The sequence below is a fragment of the Rhizobium freirei PRF 81 genome (genome assembly GCF_000359745.1).
Taxonomy (GTDB): Bacteria; Pseudomonadota; Alphaproteobacteria; order Rhizobiales; family Rhizobiaceae; genus Rhizobium; species Rhizobium freirei.
On record NZ_AQHN01000004.1, the window covers coordinates 13,321 to 32,175 of the forward strand.

The 18,855-nt window shown below is 59.4% G+C and carries 16 protein-coding genes; 10 read left to right on the forward strand and 6 right to left on the reverse strand.

Features of this window, described 5'->3' with window-relative positions:
• Positions 1–64: 64 nt before the first annotated feature.
• Positions 65–559, forward strand: a complete 495-nt coding sequence (locus RHSP_RS00980; protein ID WP_157385280.1) for an invasion associated locus B family protein — start codon at positions 65–67, stop codon at positions 557–559.
• 90 nt (positions 560–649) lie between these two features.
• Here RHSP_RS00980 and RHSP_RS00985 read toward each other — a convergent pair whose 3' ends face one another.
• The 3 genes from RHSP_RS00985 to RHSP_RS00995 form a co-directional block, all read right to left on the reverse strand.
• Positions 650–1,744 (reverse strand): amino acid ABC transporter permease, encoded by a 1,095-nt coding sequence (locus tag RHSP_RS00985; RefSeq protein ID WP_004107586.1) that lies wholly within the window; start codon positions 1,742–1,744, stop codon positions 650–652.
• Between the two features lie 2 nt (positions 1,745–1,746).
• A complete protein-coding gene (locus RHSP_RS00990; protein WP_004107588.1) occupies positions 1,747–2,895 on the reverse strand; it encodes an amino acid ABC transporter permease in 1,149 nt (382 codons plus the stop codon).
• Positions 2,896–2,965: 70 nt separating this feature from the next.
• Positions 2,966–3,994, reverse strand: coding sequence for an amino acid ABC transporter substrate-binding protein (locus RHSP_RS00995; RefSeq protein WP_004107590.1), 1,029 nt, complete (start codon positions 3,992–3,994; stop codon positions 2,966–2,968).
• Between the two features lie 417 nt (positions 3,995–4,411).
• On the opposite strand from RHSP_RS00995, the gene RHSP_RS01000 reads away from it, so the two are divergent.
• Complete coding sequence (locus RHSP_RS01000; RefSeq protein ID WP_004107592.1) at positions 4,412–5,164, forward strand: GGDEF domain-containing protein; 753 nt, start codon at positions 4,412–4,414, stop codon at positions 5,162–5,164.
• Positions 5,165–5,423: 259 nt separating this feature from the next.
• Positions 5,424–5,726, forward strand: coding sequence for a hypothetical protein (locus RHSP_RS01005; RefSeq protein WP_004107594.1), 303 nt, complete (start codon positions 5,424–5,426; stop codon positions 5,724–5,726).
• A gap of 178 nt (positions 5,727–5,904) precedes the next feature.
• Here the strand turns inward: RHSP_RS01005 and RHSP_RS01010 are convergent, their stop codons facing one another.
• Positions 5,905–8,310: a transketolase-like TK C-terminal-containing protein gene (locus RHSP_RS01010; protein WP_051074028.1), complete on the reverse strand. Its 2,406-nt coding sequence runs from the start codon at positions 8,308–8,310 to the stop codon at positions 5,905–5,907.
• A 132-nt stretch (positions 8,311–8,442) separates the two neighbouring features.
• On the opposite strand from RHSP_RS01010, the gene RHSP_RS01015 reads away from it, so the two are divergent.
• Positions 8,443–8,937, forward strand: a complete 495-nt coding sequence (locus tag RHSP_RS01015) for an Lrp/AsnC family transcriptional regulator (protein WP_037148797.1) — start codon at positions 8,443–8,445, stop codon at positions 8,935–8,937.
• Between the two features lie 113 nt (positions 8,938–9,050).
• On the opposite strand, the gene RHSP_RS01020 is transcribed toward RHSP_RS01015, so the two are convergent.
• The gene (locus RHSP_RS01020; protein ID WP_004107603.1) at positions 9,051–9,491 is read right to left on the reverse strand and encodes an Lrp/AsnC family transcriptional regulator; all 441 of its coding nucleotides are present in this window, start codon (positions 9,489–9,491) and stop codon (positions 9,051–9,053) included.
• 160 nt (positions 9,492–9,651) lie between these two features.
• Here RHSP_RS01020 and RHSP_RS01025 point away from each other — a divergent pair, with 160 nt between their 5' ends.
• From RHSP_RS01025 to RHSP_RS01050, 6 genes are all read left to right on the forward strand, one after another.
• Positions 9,652–12,699: an aminotransferase class III-fold pyridoxal phosphate-dependent enzyme gene (locus RHSP_RS01025; protein ID WP_037148800.1), complete on the forward strand. Its 3,048-nt coding sequence runs from the start codon at positions 9,652–9,654 to the stop codon at positions 12,697–12,699.
• 360 nt (positions 12,700–13,059) lie between these two features.
• Positions 13,060–13,848 (forward strand): ABC transporter substrate-binding protein, encoded by a 789-nt coding sequence (locus RHSP_RS01030; protein WP_004107608.1) that lies wholly within the window; start codon positions 13,060–13,062, stop codon positions 13,846–13,848.
• A gap of 63 nt (positions 13,849–13,911) precedes the next feature.
• Positions 13,912–14,559, forward strand: a complete 648-nt coding sequence (locus RHSP_RS01035) for an amino acid ABC transporter permease (RefSeq protein ID WP_004107610.1) — start codon at positions 13,912–13,914, stop codon at positions 14,557–14,559.
• A gap of 10 nt (positions 14,560–14,569) precedes the next feature.
• Positions 14,570–15,229, forward strand: coding sequence for an amino acid ABC transporter permease (locus RHSP_RS01040; protein WP_004107611.1), 660 nt, complete (start codon positions 14,570–14,572; stop codon positions 15,227–15,229).
• Complete coding sequence (locus RHSP_RS01045) at positions 15,226–15,993, forward strand: amino acid ABC transporter ATP-binding protein (RefSeq protein WP_004107612.1); 768 nt, start codon at positions 15,226–15,228, stop codon at positions 15,991–15,993. The genes RHSP_RS01040 and RHSP_RS01045 overlap by 4 nt, the downstream gene beginning before the upstream one ends.
• A gap of 122 nt (positions 15,994–16,115) precedes the next feature.
• Positions 16,116–17,249 (forward strand): gluconeogenesis factor YvcK family protein, encoded by a 1,134-nt coding sequence (locus RHSP_RS01050; protein ID WP_004107614.1) that lies wholly within the window; start codon positions 16,116–16,118, stop codon positions 17,247–17,249.
• Positions 17,250–17,416: 167 nt separating this feature from the next.
• Here RHSP_RS01050 and RHSP_RS01055 read toward each other — a convergent pair whose 3' ends face one another.
• Entirely contained in the window at positions 17,417–18,826 is a 1,410-nt protein-coding gene (locus tag RHSP_RS01055; RefSeq protein WP_037148804.1) for a helix-turn-helix domain-containing protein, read from the reverse strand.
• Positions 18,827–18,855: the final 29 nt, after the last annotated feature.

An 18,855-nucleotide genomic window follows, 5' to 3' on the forward strand; every position in this document is an offset into this window, starting at 1 on the left:
TTCCCCGATCTATCCACTGCCTGTCCTGCATCGCCAAAGCGTCAGGCTCAACGAAAGAATGACCATGACCGATCAAGCGACCACTGACAGAACGACCCGCCTGCCGGGTGGAGCCGATGCGTTGCGCGAGGTTCACGGCGACTGGCTCGTGCTTGGTGCGGTCCAGGCCAATGAGACGTCGACGCAGAAATCCTGCGTGATCGTCCAGGAGCAGATCCACAACGACACGCGCCAGCGGCTGCTGCTGATCGAACTGCGTCCCGATGCCGGGCGAGTGACGGGGGCCTTGGTGCTGCCATTCGGGCTCCTGTTCCAGAAGGGCGTCGTCCTGCAGGTGGACGAGGGCAGCCGGGCTCCCGCCATCCCCTTCCGTACGGCATTGCCGGCCGGTTGTTTCGTTGATCTTGATATCGACGCCCTGCGCCTTTCATTGCTGAAATCAGGCAGGACGCTGCAGATCCACGCGATCGCCGCCGACACCGGACAGATCGTCACCTTCCCGGTTTCCCTCAACGGTTTTGCGAGCGCCCTTGCACGGGCCGAAGCGATTATCCGGTAATCGGCTGCAGCGGCCTATAATTGCCGGCGAAACATGGCAAAGTGCGCTGCGAGGCGCACTTCCCCGGCAACTTGAGCTAAACCGTCTTCCCTAGTCGTGGGTTGTCTTGAAGTAACGCTCCAGATACCGGCTATAGCTGCCCATCAACGCACTGAAGGTGAAATAGACGGCAGCCGCGAAGAGATAGCCTTCGAGCACAGCGATGCCTTGCCACGCGGGGTCACGCATCGCCGACCGCACCGTATCGAGGAAATCGAGAAGGCCGACGATGGTCACAAGCGTCGTATCCTGAAAGAAGCCGATGAACAGGCCGACCAGCGGCGGGATGACTTTCTTCATGGCCTGCGGAAGCACGATCTTGAACATCACAAGCCAATAATGCAGGCCGAGCGCCGACCCGGCCTCGACCTGACCCCTCGGTATATCCTGCAGGCCGCCGCGCACGATTTCGGCGATATAGGCAGCGGCGAAGATAATGATGGCAACCTGTGCGCGGACCAGTTTGTCGATGGTGACACCTTCAGGCATGAAGAGCGGCAACATCACTGTGGCCATGAACAGGATGCTGATCAACGGAACGCCGCGGACGATCTCGATGAAGCTGACTGCGAGGATGCGGATGATCGGGAGCTCGGATATGCGGGAAAGAGCCAGAAGGATTCCGAGAGGTAGCGCGCAGGCAAGCCCGATGAACGAAAGCAGGAACGAGAGCGGCAGGCCTCCCCATTGGCTTGTCGGCACCGGCACCAGCCCGAAAACGCCACCGGCCATGAGGACATACTGTGCCGGTATCAGCACCAGGCACCAGACGCCAAGCAATGCTCGCCCCCAGAGCCGCGGCGACATCGACACCAGCGCGCCACCGAGGAACAATGATAATGCCAAAAGCGGCCGCCACTGTTCTTCAAAGGGGTAGAAGCCGAAAAGCATGTAGCGCAGTTTTGCCGCAAGAAATGGCCAGCATGCCCCTGAGCCACTCTTACAATCCGCCGGTGTTCCCGCGAATGTCGCTTTGACAAGCAGCCAATCGATCGCCAGTTTCGCCAGAATGAACAAGGTGCCGACGCAGACAAGCGTGATCAAGGTGTTGCCGGGTGTTCCGAACCATGTGCGTATCCAGTTGGCCCGGATTTTCGGTGGTCGTTGCGGTGCAATTACGGTCGAAGGGAGATCAATATCAGCCACTGTCAGCGCTCCTTCAACGCGATGCGGGCATTGTACCAGTTCATGAAGAGCGAAATCGTAATGGAAAGGCCGAGATAGACCGCCATGAACAGCGCTATGGTTTCCATGGCCTGTCCCGTTTGGTTCATGATGGTGTTCGATACCATGACGAGATCGGGGTAGCCGATAGCGATCGCAAGCGAGCTGTTCTTGAAGACCGTCAGATAAATGTTCGTCAGCGGCGGAATCATAATCCGCAGCGCTTGGGGCAGGATGATCAGCCGCAGCGTATGGCCGCGCGAGAGACCGAGCGCTATCGAGGCTTCCCACTGTCCCTTGTTGATGGCCTGTATGCCGGCACGTACGATCTCGGCGACGTTTGCCGATACGTTCAGCGCGAGACCGAAGAGAAGTGCTACGAATTCCGGCCGGACCTGAAGGCCGCCGCTCAAGCGGAAGCGGCCCTGCTGCGGAATATCCCAGTTCAGGCTAATACCATATAGAAGCCAGACCAGAAAAAGCGGGGCAATAGCGGCTGCAAGTGCAATTATCCCGCCATAATTCGATCGGCCGCAAGCAAGGCGCCGGCGCAACGCAATGCGATAAACGATGAAAGCTATCACCAAGCCGACGGCAATTGCGGCCAATGGAGCGGCAGAGCCGTCGACGAAAGACACGCCGGGAATGGCAAGCCCGCTATTGGAAAGATATATGTGCGGCGCAATCTCCAATGCTGCGCGCACCGGCGGCAGGACATTGATGACCAGGGCATACCAGAATAGGAGATACAGCAGCAAAGGGACGTTGCGCAGCACCTCGATATAGACGAGCATCAGCCGCTGCAGCAAAGGATTGCGCGACATTCGGCCGATGCCGACCAGAAGACCGAGGAGGGTGCCGAGGATTGCCGCCAACAGCGATACTTTTACCGTGTTCGCAATCCCGACCAGCAGTGCGCGCGCAACGGTGTCGCTGGGCTCATAAGTGATCGCCGCTTCGCTGATCACGAAACCTGCCTGTCTCGACAGATAACCGAAACCGGTGGCGATATCCTGCTTTGCCAGGTTGTGACTGGCTGTCGTAAACATCGACCAGGCGAGTGCGGCAACAAGCACGACGACCAGGCACTGGTAGAATAGCGCGCGATACCGCACGTCATGAAACAAAGCCATGCGCTTTTCCGGTCAGATTCGAGAGCAGTGGATGTCCCGTGTTCGGCAAGCGAACACGGGACGGGCTTCCTCAACGGAAGGGCGGGGCATACAGCAGGCCCCCGGCATTCCACGCAACATTCGGGCCGCGCGTCAGGCCAAGCCGCGTCTTTTCGCCAAGATTGCGATTGAAGATTTCGCCGTAATTGCCGACGGACTTGATGATGTTGTAGCCCCACTTCTTGTCCAGCTTGAGCAACGGCCCGAGCTCGTCCGTTGCCCCGAGCATGCGCTGGATTTCCTGGTCGCTGCTTTTCAGCTTCTCGTCGACGTTCGCCTGGGTGATGCCTTTTTCCTCGGCGGCCATCACCATCCATTCAGACCAGGAGACGATGTCTCGCCAGTTTGAATCGTTCTGCCGGACCGCCGGAGCGAGCGGCTCCTTCGAAATCGTTTCCGGAAGGATGACGTAATCGTTGGGGTTGTTGGCAACGGCACGGATCGAGGCCAGGTCGGAACGGTCGGAGGAAATGGCTTCGCAACGGCCGCCGAAGAAAGCGGCGCGATTTTCGTCGGGGCTCTCGAAGACGACCATTTCGAACTTGGCGCCCTGGGCTGCGAAGAAATCGCTGAGATTCTGGGCCGTGGTCGTTCCCGGCAGGGTGCAGATGGCCGCGTCCTTCAGTTCCTTGGCGCTGTTGATCCCCAGTGATTTCGGAACCATTAGACCCTGACCGTCAAAGAAGACGTAGGGGCCGAAATCGAGGCCGAGCGAGGCGTCGCGAGAATAAGTCAGCGTCGTCTGCCGGGACAGGATGTCGATCTCGCCGGATTGCAGAGCCTGGAAACGGGTGTTGATGTTGGTCGGAATGAAGTCGACTTTTTCGCCATCGCCAAACACTGCGGCGGCAACGGCGCGGCAGATATCGGCATCAAACCCTTCCATCCGCCCCTTGTCGTTCGGCGCAGCAAAGCCCGGATTGGCCAGCGACACGCCGCACACCACCTTGCCTCGCTGCCTGACCGTGTCGAGCGTATCGGCCCGGGAAACAGTCGGCGCCAGCGTGCCAAGGGTGGCGAGCACACATGCAGCGCTTGCCCATAAGATTCCACGTTTCATAAGATCCCTCCCATTTTTTAAGTCTGTGCAATACCCACGCTCCTCCGCATGGCTCCCGTTTGCACACATGATTGTCTACAATAAAAGTCAATCCGTCACAACATCACGTTTTGAATTTGGCCTAACATTCTCGCCGAGATTGGATCAATAAGGAAATCTCTACGAAACACACCAAATGCGCTAAACGGAGGGCGTAGAAAGGAATGCAGCCGCGCCTTATTGTGTACAATAATGCAGCCAGAGATCATTCTCCACCCGGCGCTCCGCCGCGCATATCCACTTGATGTCGACGGCAAGCTCGCCTCGCCGGAGAGCGCATGGCTCCGATACGGAAAAGCGGTTTCTACTCGTCCGTGTAGAGGATCTTAAGGAAATCACGGCTAATGGACCCCGGTGCCAACGATCCGCCGGTCTGCTATGCGTATTGTCCTTATCAAGGCCGTTCTGACCGGTCTCATGTCTCTCATGGCCTCCCTGGCAATCTGCTTCAGCGTCGTTCCGCTTCTCGGCGGTCAGGTCGATGGCGCCGGTTTGGCGATGGCCATTCTTTGCCCGCTTGTGATCGCCATCCCGGCTTCGGCCGTTCATTTTCATCATTCGGAGAAGCTGCGGCGGGCCGAGTCTATCGCTTCAAGCGCGGTCATGGAGCTTGCCAGGGCCTATGAAGAGCTGCGGCTGCAATCACGCCTGGATGGGCTGACAGGCGTTCTCAACCGCCAGACCTTTCAAAGAGAGCTGGCCGGTGCCAGTAAGATGGGTGCGTCCGGAGGGCTGTTGTTTCTCGACCTCGACCATTTCAAGTCCATCAACGACCGATATGGACATGCCACCGGCGACGAAGTCTTGCGGAAGGCAGGGCAGGTGTTGAACGCCCATTGCGGTAGCCGCGACATAGTTGGCCGATTGGGAGGTGAGGAGTTCGTGCTTTTCTTCGGGGATATGGCCGCCGGAGACATGTTCGAGCGCTGCGAGGAGATCAGGCTCGCCATCGCACGTTTGGACGTCCGTGCTCTTTCGGGAGCGATCGTGCGCGTTTCCGCAAGCATCGGCGCGGTCTACTGCGAAGCAGGCTTTGACGCGGAAAGCAGCCTTGGCGCGGCAGACAGGAACCTCTATGCCGCGAAGGCAAGCGGCAGAAACACGGTCGCCTTCGCCGGTTCCGATATATGATGGGCACGCTGCTGCCTCGGAAAGCCGGCAGCGCATCCTCATGGCTGAATGCTTTTGATGTGTGGCAGCGGTGAGCTTTCGGACTTGTCGTCATGTGGCAGCGAAGTTCTCTTGCCGATCAGACGGTCCGGTCACGGATGGCTTGGAAAAGCGGCCGTCAAGGACAATTCATGATTGTGGTGGTGCGATTGATTGCATTTGCAGTAATGCGTGGAATATATTTCTGACATTTGCGCGCCGACGATTCCAGTGGGGCATAATGAGTGGCATTCTGAAGCTGACTGCGGCTGGCGCCCTTATGATGGTAGTCGCCAGTGGCGCGCTGAACAGATGGCCGCTCGATGCCGAGCGCGAGGCCGATGGCTTGCAGAAGCAAATGACCGATTGCGATCAGAGTATCGATGCCTTGATGCGATACCACGATGGCGAAGCGGAAGCGGCCAGGGGAGATCGCCGTGTGGTCGAAGGCAAGGTGAAGATCTGTCTGTTCGAGCTCAAGAACTACTTTTATGTGACTGTAGCCAGAACGAGGCTCAAGGCGCGCAGAATTTCGAGCTTTTGATCGCGGGTCGGCGTCGCATGGGGCAGCGATCCGCGACGATTTGGGGATCGAATGCGGTGGCGTGGAAGAACTGGCGATCCGTCTGCGGGCGCTCAGGTACTGAACCTGTCGCCAGACCCTGCCTTATGATTGATCCCCATTTATTTCGGGATGCTCCGTTCTATCGGATTGCGTGGCCTCACGCCGCGCTGACACCTATCGGCGAGGTCGCATCGGCGCGCATCAGTGCTTCCGCGGCCTCGATGATCGCGTGGGTGTCGATGCCGAAATGGGCGTAGAGATCGGCAATCGTGCCGGTCTGCCCAAAGTGCTCGACGCCGAGCGACACAGTTCTGTGACCCTGCACGGAGCCGAGCCAGCCAAGCGTTGCCGGATGGCCGTCCGTAACGGTGATCAGGTTGACGGTGCGGGAAACGCTGCCAAGCATCGCTTCGATATGGCTACGGGCACCGATATGACCGTGGCGACGGGCGCGTTGCGCCGCCGTCCAGCCTGCATTCAGCCGATCGGCCGACGTGACTGCCAGTACCGCCACATCGCCATAGACTTCTGCCATGCTCCCCGCCGCCATCAGCACCTCCGGCGCGATGCAGCCTTGATAGGCAAGCACGACACGGGTACGGGCGGAAGGCTTGCGCAGCCAGTAGGCTCCGTCGATCACGCCTTGCCGGAAGGTAGCGTCTTCACGGCGCAAGGCTATTTGTTCCAGCGGCCTCGTCGTCAGGCGCAGATAGATCGAACCGCCGGTTTCGTCACGAAGCCAGGTGCGCGGGTCGTGCGTCGCATCGCCATCGCGCTGCATGTAGTCGAAGGCCCAGTCCATGATGACGGAGAGTTCGTCGAGATAGGCAGGCTCGAAGCTCGCCAACCCGTCCTGGCTCATGCCGATCAGCTGCGAGCCGATCGACTGGTGCGCGCCGCCTTCGGGCGCGAGCGTCACGCCCGAAGGCGTACCGACGATCATGAAACGCGCATCCTGATAGCAGGCATAGTTCAGCGCATCGAGGCCGCGTGCTACGAAGGGGTCGTAGACGGTGCCGATCGGCAAAAGCCGTTCGCCGAACAGTGAGTGCGAGAGGCCGGCGGCCCCAAGCAGCAGGAAGAGGTTCATCTCGGCGATGCCGAGCTCGATATGCTGGCCGGCCGGTCCGAATTCCCATTTTTGCGCTGACGGCACGCGTTCGTCGCGGAACGTATCGGCCAGCTGTTCGCGGGCGAAGAGGCCGCGACGATTGACCCAGGGGCCAAGATTGGTCGAGACGGTGACGTCGGGCGCCATGGTGACGATACGTGCGGAAAGCGCGTCATTGCGTTGCGCAAGCGCATCCAGGATTTTGCCGAAGCCGGCTTGCGTCGACAATTCGCGATCGTCGAGGAAGACCGGCCCGGGCGATGGCAGCGCCGGAGCACTGAGGCGCCGCTTGCCCGCGGCAAAGAAGGGGATCGCCTTGAGGAACTTGCTGACGGCGTCCGGCGAGCGGGTCGCGCCGAATTTCTCCCATTCCTCCCCCGGTTTGACGCCGATGCGGGTCTGGAAGGCTTCCATCTGCGCCTTGGTCATCAAGCCGGCATGATTGTCCTTGTGGCCGGCAAGCGGTGTGCCCCAGCCTTTGATCGTATAGGCGAGGAAGACCGTCGGCCGGTCATGATTGATGCTCTCGAAGGTGTCGACCAGCGTCTCCAGGCAATGACCGCCGAGATTGTTCATGAGGTCGGAGAGCTGTTCGTCGCTGCGGGCGGCGAGAAGCTCGGCGACGCCCGCCTCCGAACCGATTTCGTCGCTGAGGCGCTTGCGCCAGGCGCTGCCGCCCTGGAAGGTCAGCGCGGAATAGAGCTGGTTCGGGCAACGGTCGATCCAGACGCGCAGTGCTTCGCCGCCGGGCTCCTTGAAGGCGGCCTGCTGAAGCGCGCCATATTTCAGCACCTTCACGTCCCACCCAAAGGCGGTGAAAATGCCTTCGATGCGTTGCCACAATCCCTCACGCACCACGCCGTCCAGGCTCTGGCGGTTATAGTCGATCACCCACCATGTATTGCGCAGATCGTGTTTCCAGCCTTCCTGCAGGCATTCGTAGATATTTCCCTCGTCCAGCTCGGCATCGCCAACCAGAGCGATCATCCGGCCCGCCGGACGATCCTTCGACCACGACTTGGCGGCGATATAGTCTTGCACGATCGAGGCAAAAGCGGTGATCGCAACACCGAGGCCGACGGAGCCGGTGGAAAAATCGACGTCGTCGATGTCCTTCGTGCGGCTCGGATAGGATTGTGCGCCGCCGAAGCCGCGGAAATTCTGCAGCTTCTCCCGTGTCTGGTTGCCCATCAGATACTGGATACCGTGGAAGACGGGCGAGGCATGCGGTTTGACGGCGACGCGATCCTCCGGCCGCAAGATGTGGAAGTAGAGGGCCGTCATGATCGAGACCAGCGATGCGGACGAGGCCTGATGCCCGCCGACCTTCACCTCTCCCTTTTCGCGCAAGTGATTGGCATTGTGGATCATCCAGCATGCGTGCCACAGAGCCTGCCGCTCCAAATCCTTCAGGCATTCCAGCTTTGCTGGCGTCAAGGACGCTCCACCCATCGTCAGCTCTCTCCCATATCTCAGACTTTCCGAAATGCTACACCCGAATTCGAGGTTAAATTGGTCTCAGTTGACCAAATTTAGAGAAAATGCGAAATCCTCTTTCGAAAATGCATCAATTCCCGGTCAAACATGCCTACGTCAAAACCTTCCCTCGATACGGCCACCATTCGAATCCTCGATCTGTTGCAGCAGAATGCCGAAATGAGCATTTCCGAACTGGCGGAAGCGACAGGCCTTTCGGCCTCGCCCTGCTGGCGACGTGTCAACGATCTGAAGGAGAGCGGCGTCATCAAAGGGTCGGTGGCGCTGGTCGACGCGCAATCCCTGGGGCTGGCGGTCAACGTCTTCGTGCAGGTCTCGCTGAAGCAGCAGGACCGGGAATCGCTCGACGTATTCAACGCTGCCATCAAGACCAAGCCGGAAATCGTCGAATGCTACCTGATGACGGGAGAAGCGGATTACATGCTGCGTGTGGTGGTCGAGGACTTGATGAAATTCCAGGCGCTCGTGGTCGATTTCCTCACCCGCATTCCGGGCGTTGCCAATATCCGCTCGAGCTTCGCGCTCAGCCAGATCAAATATACGACGGCGCTGCCGACCGACCATCTCAAAGCCAAGTCATAGTACTGAGCTCGCTCGGCATGGCGCATCCAGTTCGCCGGCGATCACATGCTGTGTGTTGAAGCCACCGGGAATTGCACCGGTCTTATCCCGGCCACCAGCTGATAATATTCGGGCTATCGCGACTCGCGGTCGATATCGCGGCGCAGCACCACGGCCGTCGTGATGTCCTCCACCGTCTCATGGCTGGCGATCAGGTCGCGGACCTGGTTGAGGTCGTTGATGGATGCGGCTTCCAATTCGACAACGAGGTCGAGCTGGCCGCTCACGGATGAGACGCGGCGTACCTCGGTGTGACGTGCAAGCAGGTCAAGCAGGTGGAGCGCCGGTGTGCGCTTGAGGCTGACGAGTAGGATCGCCCGGATGACATTGGCGTCGATTTCGCCGATGTCGGCGCGATAGCCCCTGATGACGCCGCTGCGCTCGAGATTGGTAACGCGCTCGCTCGTGGCGCTCCTCGACAGCCCGATCCTGCCGGCTAGAGCTTTCACCGCGATACGCGCTTCCTTTGACAGGATTTCGAGTATTTCGCGATCTTTGGCGTCCAGGTCACGCATGGTCTTCTCGCTTCGAGGCCGAACGTCTGCCGGCCTATTCCGACAGTGTGCCGGTTCGATCCGACAGGATACTTGTTCGATCCGGCAGGAAACTTGATGCCTGAAAACCGATTGCATGCCAAGCTATTGGAAAGAAAAATAGCTTGGAAAAACAACAACTATGACAGATCTCTCCCATCCGGCTCCTCAACTGTCCGCAGGCGATGCCGAAAAGCTCGCCAAAGAAATATTTGGCGTCGCCGCCAAGGCTTCAGCACTCGATAGCGAGCGTGACCGCAACTACCGTCTGAAGACGGAAACCGATGACGGCTGGATCCTGAAGATCGTCAACTCCAGCGAGCCGAAGGTCGAAAGCGAATTCCAGACCGCTCTTCTGCACCATCTTGCCCGCGCCAATTCGAAGCTTGTGGTTCCGCATCTGAAGCCGAGCCTCTCGGGCGATTTTCTGGCCTCCACGGTAGCCTCGAACGGCGAGACGCACGCCCTGCGCCTGGTCGGCTGGCTGGCTGGGACGCCGCTTGCGCAGGTCGGTAGAACGCTCGACCTGATGCGCAGCCTCGGCCGGTCGCTCGGAGAGCTCGATCGGGCGCTGCAGGGTTTTATCCATCCAGGCGCGTTGCGCGAGCTCGATTGGGATCTGCGCCATGCGGCGCGGGCGCGTTCGCGCCTGCATTTTGTCCGCGACGCCGAGAAGCGGACGCTCCTGGGGCGCTTCATCGAGCGTTTCGAAACCCTCGTCGAGCCCAGGCTCTCGGGGCTGCGGGCGCAGGTCATCCACAATGATGCCAACGACTGGAATGTTCTGGTCGATGAGCATGACAATCAAAGAATCTCGGGCCTCATCGATTTCGGCGACGCCGTCCACACCGTCCTGATCGCAGAAGTTGCCATTGCCTGCGCTTACTCGATCCTGGATATGGAGGATCCGATCGGTGCGGCGGCGGCTCTGGTTTCCGGCTTCCATGAACAATATCCGCTGCAGGCGGAAGAGATCGACATCCTGTTCGACCTCATCGCCATGCGCCTGGTGACGAGCGTCACCTTCTCCGCTTCGCGTCACGATCAGACCGGTGACAATCCATATCTTGCGATCAGCGAGGCGCCGGCTTGGCGTCTGCTCGAAAAGATGGATGCCATGAACCCGCGTTTTGCCACAGCCATTCTGCGCAAGGCGTGCGGCTTCGATGCGGTTGATGGTGCCGGCGCGGTCCGCCGCTGGATTTCCGACCACAGGAAGAGCTTTGCCGATATCGTCCGTCCTGCGGCTGCCACGATGAGCAAGGCGATCGTCCCTTACGGCGACGCGTCGCATGTCATGACCGTTGCCTCGGCCGAACAGCGTCCGCAGGAGGCGACCGAATGGTGGACGGACTTCGCCGAACAACACAGGATCGAACTCGGCGTCGGGTCGTGGGGCGAAAAAAGAACCGTCTACACGGATAAGGCCTTTGAATCGCGCTTCATCGAGGGCCAGCGCCGCATCCATCACCTCGGCGTCGATCTGTTCATGCCCGCCGGAACGCCTCTTTACACTCCGGTGGCAGGCACTGTCAGAAGCGTCGAGATCGAACACGAGCCGCTTGGCTATGGCGGCCTCATCGCGCTCGAACATGCCCCCGAAGGCTGCCTGCCCTTCGTGACCCTTTGGGGGCACATGGCGCATGAGGCGCTCACCCGGCTGACGCCGGGCCAGCGCTTGGAAGCCGGTGATCTCGTTGGCTATATGGGCGACATTCACGAAAACGGCGGCTGGACTCCGCATCTCCACTTCCAGATTTCGACCGATACCGCGTTGACGGCGACAGAGATCCTGGGCGTTGGTGAAACCGCCTATCTCGATGTCTGGGCCGAACTCTTCCCGGATGCGTCGGCGCTTGCCGGTCTGCCGCCCGAGACCTTTGTTCAGGATGGTCGAACGAGGGAAGAGCTGGTGGCCAAGCGCAAAGAGCTGCTGCTGCCCAATCTCTCGATCTCCTATTCCGAGCCGATCAAATTCGTTCGCGGCGACGGCGTCTGGCTGATCGACAATTACGGCAGAGCCTATCTCGATTGCTTCAACAATGTCTGCCATCTCGGACATGCGCATCCCGACATCGTCGAAGCGCTTTCTCGCCAGGCCAAGCTGCTCAACACCAATACGCGCTACCTGCACGACAATATCGTCGAATACGCCGAGCGCCTGACCGCGACATTGCCCGAAGGCTTGTCGGTGGCATCCTTTGCCTGCTCGGGAAGCGAGGCGAATAGCCTGATGCTTCGCATGGCGCGCAACCATACCGGACGCAACGACGCGATCGTCGTCGACTGGGCCTATCACGGCACGACGCAGGAGCTGATCGATCTCAGCCCCTACAAATACAAGCGCAAGGGCGGCAAAGGCCGTCCGGATCATGTCCATGAAGCCGTCATCCCGGATAGCTATCGCGCCCCGGAAGAATGGCTGGCGGAAGAGCATGGCAAGCGCTTTGCCGAAAGCGTCGCCGAACAGATTGAAGGCATGCGAAAAAAAGGGCGGGCTCCCGCGTTCTTCCTGGCGGAATCGATCCCGAGCGTTGCCGGCCAGGTCTTCTTTCCGGACGGGTATCTGAAGGAAGTCTATGCCATGGTGCGGGCGGCGGGCGGCCTCTGCCTTGCCGACGAAGTGCAGGTCGGTTTCGGCCGCGTCGGCAGCCATTGGTGGGCTTTCGAAACCCAGGGCGTGGTTCCGGACATTGTCTCCATGGGCAAGCCGATCGGAAACGGCCATCCGATGTCGGCAATCGTCACGACGCGCGAGGTGGCAGACAGCTTCAACAACGGCATGGAATATTTCAACACCTTTGCCGGCAATCCGGTTTCCTGTGCGGTAGGACTCGCTGTCCTTGACGTGATCGAGCGGGACAAGCTGCGGGACAACGCATTCAATGTCGGCAACTATCTGCTCGATGGCTTCCGCAAGATGCAGGATCGCTTCGACATTATCGGCGACGTTCGCGGCCTCGGCCTCTTCCTCGGAATAGAGCTGGTTACCGACCGGAAGACAAAGGCGCCGGCAACGGATCTCGCCCGAAAGATCAATGATGGCGCCAGAGCGCGCGGCATTCTGATGGGGACGGAGGGGCCGCACGATAACGTCCTGAAGATGCGTCCATCCATGATCTTCAACCGGACAAATGCCGATCATCTGCTCGATGTCCTGAGCGCGAGTTTCGAGGCTGCACTGAGGTAACTCCTGAAACAACGGCAGGCCGCCTTCAAGACCGCATTCCCTTTCCAGCAAGGATCGGGAATGCGGTCTTTTCTTTTGTGCCGGTTTGACGCCGGGCTGCGCAGCTGCCGTCCCGGCAAGCCAGCTTTGCTCAGTGGGGCATGCGGCAATGCGACTTCCAATTCGCCTTTGGCTTCATTCGGAGGCCAATCGGGCGGGGAAAAGGGCCGGGCGACATAATGCCGGTCGATTCCGGCAATGTGTCAGGTACGCTGACACCTTGCTTGGTGCTTGCCCGAAATGGCTATGCAAAACTCTGTTCGGTGAAGGTTGCTGGGAAACCGACAAAACCAAACAAAATACCAACAGAGGAAGCCTGACGTGTTTAAACAAAAGCTTACGAAGCTGATAGCTGCCGCGACCGTTGCGATTGCAGCGACATTTTCCCTATCCCATGCTTACGCTGATGAGTTGACGGCCCTCAAGGATTCCGGCGAGCTGCGCGTCGCCATGAGCGGCCAATATCCGCCCTTCAGTTTCACGAACGATCAGAATCAGGTGGTCGGCTTCGACGCCTCGATAGGCGAGACGATCGCCGAGCGCATGGGCCTCAAGGCCAAAATCGTCACGACGCCTTTTGACGGGATCATCGCAGGCCTCCTGGCGAAGAAGTACGACGCCGTCGTCGCATCGATGACCATCACGCCGGAACGTGAAAAGGCCGTCGACTTCGTCGGTCCCTACTATCACGCCGGCAGGGCAATCGTGGTGAAGGCGGATTCCTCCATCCAGAAGCTGGAGGACCTCAACGGCAAGACCGTCGGTGTCACCCTCGGGGACGCGCATGAGAAATGGGCAAGAGCCCAGGGCAATCTGACGGTTCGTTCCTACAAGGGCCTTCCCGAAATGCTCGTCGATCTCGAGGCCGGGCGCATCAATGCGCTTGTGATGGACAGCGTTCCGGTCATGGTCGCCGTCAAGGAAACCGGACAGAAGATCCGCATTCTCGATACTCCGAACATCGAAGGCGGCCGCGTCGCCCTCGGCATTGCGATCCGGAAGAACAATCCGGAGCTCAAGGCAAAGATGCAGAAGGTCCTCGAGGAGATGCTCGCCGACGGCGCTTATGAAAAGATCTCGATGAAATGGATCGGTAGCGATATTCGCTAACCTGCATTTCAGCATGGGCCGGAGAGATCCGGCCCATTCATTATGAGTTTTCGGAGCGTTTCTATGGATTTGGCGCTAATGCAGCGCGTCCTCCCATTTTTTCTGGAGGCCGCGTGGGTGACATTGAGTATTTCCGTCCTCGCTATCCTGCTTGGTTTCTGCATCGCAGTCGTCCTGGTGGCGGGTCGGTTGTCGGATTTCTTCGTCGCTCGATGGCTTTCGCGGGCTTATGTCAGTGTGTTTCGAGGCACGCCCTGCCTCGTTCAACTGTTCGTCCTCTATTTCGGCGGTCCGCAAATCGGGCTGGAGCTTGAGCCATATTCGGCTGGAGTCATCGGTCTTGCGCTGAATATCGGCGCCTATATGGCCGAATCCATTCGCGGTGCCATCGTCAATGTCGACCGTGGGCAAGCAGAGGCAGCGCGTTCGATCGGCTTTGGGCGCAGCCAGACCCTGTGGCTGGTGACCCTGCCGCAGTCGGCACGCCTGATGATCAGGCCGCTTGGCGTGAATGCCGTTGCGTTGATCAAGGGATCGGCTCTGGTCTCGACCATATCGGTTATCGAACTCACTTACACAGCCCAGCGCTTTATCAGCTCGACCTACAAGCCCTTCGAAATCTTCGCCGTGTCCGCCGCGATTTACATCGTGATGGTCTACGCGGTTCGTTTTCTCGTCGATCGCCTTGATCAGCATTTCGCGCCAAGGTGAGGATGCTCAAATGCAAAATCTCGATTTCAGCGTCGTTGTGCCCTATTTCGGTCTTCTGACGACCGGCCTCTGGTGGACGATCGTCATGTTCGTCAGCTCGAGTGTTGTGAGCCTTGTGTTGGGCATCGCCTTCGCGCTCATCGTTCTCTATGCGCCGGCGATAGCGGCCTTTTCCGTACGGTTCCTCACCTGGCTTTTCATGGGGACACCGCTCCTTCTGCAATTGTATCTGATCTACTACGGCCTTGTGCAGATCGGCATCGATATTCCCGCGCTTGGGGCCGGCACCATCGGCCTTAGCCTGCATTTCGCCGTCTACAACGCCGATGTCTTCCGTGCCGGGATACTTTCTGTCGATCCCGGCCAGATGGAAGGCGCGCGTTCGATCGGTCTCAGCCGCGGCCAGGCGCAGCGTTACGTCATCGTGCCGCAAGCGCTGCGCAAGACGATCGCGCCGATCGGAAACAATCTGATCGTGCTGCTCAAGGACACCTCGCTCGTTTCCATCATCGGCATTGCCGAGCTCGTCTACAGCGCCCAGCTCGCCATCAGCGAGACCTACACGCCTTTCGAATTTTATCTAACCGTTGCAGGCATTTACTACGTGGCAAACCTTGTCCTCGAAGCCGGATTGCAATTTCTTGAAAACAAGGTGGAGATGTCCCGATGAGCGCCGCTAAGCCCATGGTCGAAGTCAAGGGTGCCCGCAAGGCATATGGGGCGCTCGAGGTGCTCAAGGGGATCGATCTTTCCGTCTCCCGCGGGCAGATTATCGCCATCATCGGCCCGAGCGGCTCGGGCAAGAGCACGCTTTTGCGATCAATCAATCATCTCGAAGTGCTGAACGGCGGCGAGGTCTGGCTCGATGGCGAGCTGGTCAATCGCCCGCTGAAGGGAAATGCATTCGAACGGCATATCAACGCCGTGCGCCAGCAGATGGGCATGGTGTTCCAGCATTTCAATCTGTTTCCGCACCTGACCGTCCTTGAGAACATCACGCTCGGCCCCATCAAGCTCAAAGGCCTTTCGAAGCAAGCCGCGCGCGAACTGGCGGTGGAACTGCTGTCCAAGGTCGGGCTTGCCGACAAGATCGACGCCTATCCGTCGCGGCTTTCCGGCGGCCAGAAGCAGCGCGTCGCGATCGCTCGTGCTCTGGCCATGCAGCCGAAGGTGATGCTCTTCGACGAGGCAACGTCGGCGCTCGATCCGGAGCTCGTCGACGAAGTCAATGCTGTCATGAAGCAGCTTGCCGCCGAGCACATGACGATGCTGATCGTCACCCACGAGATGCGCTTTGCCGGCGAAGTGGCCGATCGAATCGTCTTCATGGATGGCGGCGGCGTCGTGGAGGAGGGGGCGCCGCAGCAGATCCTGCAGAACCCGACCCATGACCGAACCCGCTCGTTCCTGAAGAAACATCTTCATGATCGATAGGGCAGGCCCAACAGGCGGAAAAATGCAATTATGACATCGCTGTCAGCATTTGTGACGATGTCCTATCTTTTCGGGTCGCCGGCGCGCTATATCCTTCCCCCTCCAGATTGACGGGAGAGGGTATGAAGAGAATCGTCTTGTTTTCCGGCGGCAGCGCTTGTCGTTCGATCAACATCGCTCTGTGCCGGAACGGGGCCGAGGTCACGCGTATCGTACCCGCCTGGGACAGCGGCGGAAGTTCCAAGGTTATTCGCGAGCGGCTGGGAATCCTCTCCGTCGGCGACATCCGTCAGGCACTGATGACGATGGCCCATGGCGAGGGATGTGCCGGCGATGTGGTGAAAATCTGCAATGCGCGGATTTCGACCAACCTCGGGCTCGAAGATGCCCGAAACGAATTCCTGTTCTATGCCAAGCGCAGCCATCCGCTGCTTGAGAGGATGGAGCCGGGCCTGCGCAGCGCGATCCTGAACTATCTCAATACCTTCGCTTCGGCGGTGGGTGACGATTTCGATTTCAGGCATGGAAGCATCGGGAACTTCATTTTGACCGGCGCGTGCCTTGCCCACAACGGCGATGTCAACACCGCGATCTTCGTGTTTAGAAAGCTGTGCGGCATCAATGGCAATGTTTGGCCCTCCTCGATCGATCGCGATCTTGTGCTGTCGGCAACGTTGAAAGACGGCAGGACAGTAGTCCCCCAGGATGCGATCACGACCATGTCCGAGCCGGATGCCCGGATAGGGATCGCCAAACTCGACCTCGGTCGTGCGGGCGGTGAGCGGCCGACTGCCAACTCCGCCGTTCTCGACGCGATAGCCCAGGCCGATCTCATCGCCTTCGGGCCGGGCAGCGTTTACACCAGCGTTATTCCGCATCTTCTGGTGGACGGTGTCGTTGCGGCTGTCGAGCAGACCAATTGTCCCAAGGTGCTTATCGGCAATATTCTGCAATGCCGCGAGACGATCGGGTTGACATTGGCCGATGTGCTATCGGCTTTTGATCTGCAGTGGCGCGAACATGGTGGATCTTCGAACCTGTTTTCTCACATTCTGGCGAACCGGGTGCTTTTTCCCTTTGAAAAGACGGTCGGCAGATTCCCTTATTTGACGGACGGGTTGTCGGACGCCGCCCCATATACGCTCATCCGGGATGAGTTCGAGGATGCCTGGAGCCGTGGTCAGCATGACGGCGAAGCGATCACCGCCAGCCTGTTGAAAATTGTATCGGCCGAGAATGGGCCTGGTCGCGCCTGAACCGAAAGGTGAGGCTCATTCCATGGGCTTGCTCCGGCTTCCGGCAACAGGTGTGTCCGCATGTTCTCCCAGCCGAGCTGCTCGATGGAGAATTTGACGCCGCCCTGCTGAGACACATCGGGACTTTGCGAGGCTGATGGCGTTTGGATGCCGCGCGAAATGCGGTCCTATGACAGCTGGTAGGGCGTCGCCTCCCTGACATTGTGATCGACGGAGATGCTGCGGCGCAAAGGCGGAACGGCGCGGCTGGCGCAATTGCTGCGCTCGCATATGCGACAGGATATGCCGATCGGTTCGAAGGCAGATTTGTCGGTGACGTTGAGATCGTCGGCATAGACGAAGGCGCTGGCGTAGGAAATCTCGCAGCCCAGCGCCAGCGCGTGGCTGGAGCGCTGCGTGCGAAACCCGCCAACACCCTTGCTCACATGAGTGGCAAGACAGAGATAGCGGGCACCATCCGGCGTTTCGGCGAGCTGGCGAATGAAGCGGCCCGGTGTCTCGAAAGCCTGGTGCGCATTCCAGAGTGGACAGGCTGCTCCAAAGCGCGCGAATTGCAGCTTCGTTGCGCTATGACGCTTGGTAATGTTGCCGGCGCGATCGATACGGGCAAAGAAGATCGGAATGCCCTTCATGCCGGGGCGCTGCAGCGTCGAAAGCCGATGGCAGACCTGCTCCAACGACGTCCCGAACCGGGCAGCAAGCAGCTCGATATCGTGCCGCAGGTCCCGGGCGGTTTTCAGGAAGCTCTGATAGGGCATGAGGAGCGCGCCGGCGAAATAATTGTGCAGGCCGATGCGGCAGACCTCGCCGGCCTCTTCGCTGCGAAACCCTGCCTGGCGGACGATATTTTCCACCGCCTCACTGGCGTAGAGCTGCGCAACCTGCACGGCCATCTGGAACGTGCGGGTTTCGGCCGGGGCATAGGGATTGAGGGTCAGCACTCGTCCCGCCGGATCGTAGAGGCGAACGGCATTCATGGCGGATGGTCCGTGCACGACGCGAACGCCGAACCGGCTGTCCAGATAGTCCGTCAGGATCGGCTGGCCATCTCCGCCTTGCAGCCCGAGCTTGGCGGCGAGCGCCTCGGCCATGGTGTCGAGCTCTTGCACATAGTTGTCGACATAGTGGAAGAAGTCGCGAACTTCGTCATAGGGCGTCGCTTCGAGGGCTGCAGCACGGCCGAGCCTGTCGTCGAGGCTGGCAAGCTGCTCGCTGTTGCGCCGATAGGCCTGGTGACAGCTGACCAGCGCGCGGGCAAAACCCGGCGCATTCTGCGCGATCAGTTTCAGCTCCTGCAAAGTCGGCGAGTAGGATTCGAACAAGGGATCGCCGAGCGCCTCGGTGAGTGCCGACATCAGTCGATCCGTCTCGCCGGTGGAGAGCTCAGCAATGTCGAGCCCATATTTGTCGGCCAGGGCAAGCAGGACGGCGGCCGATACCGGGCGCTGGTTGTTCTCGATCTGGTTGAGATAGCTCAGCGAGATGCCGAGACGTTCGGCAAACTGGCTTTGTGTCGCATCGTGTTCCAGACGCAGTTCACGCACCTTGCGGCCGATAAAGAGCTTCCCGATCGCCATCTTCGCAACTTCGCAATTGTCAATTTGAA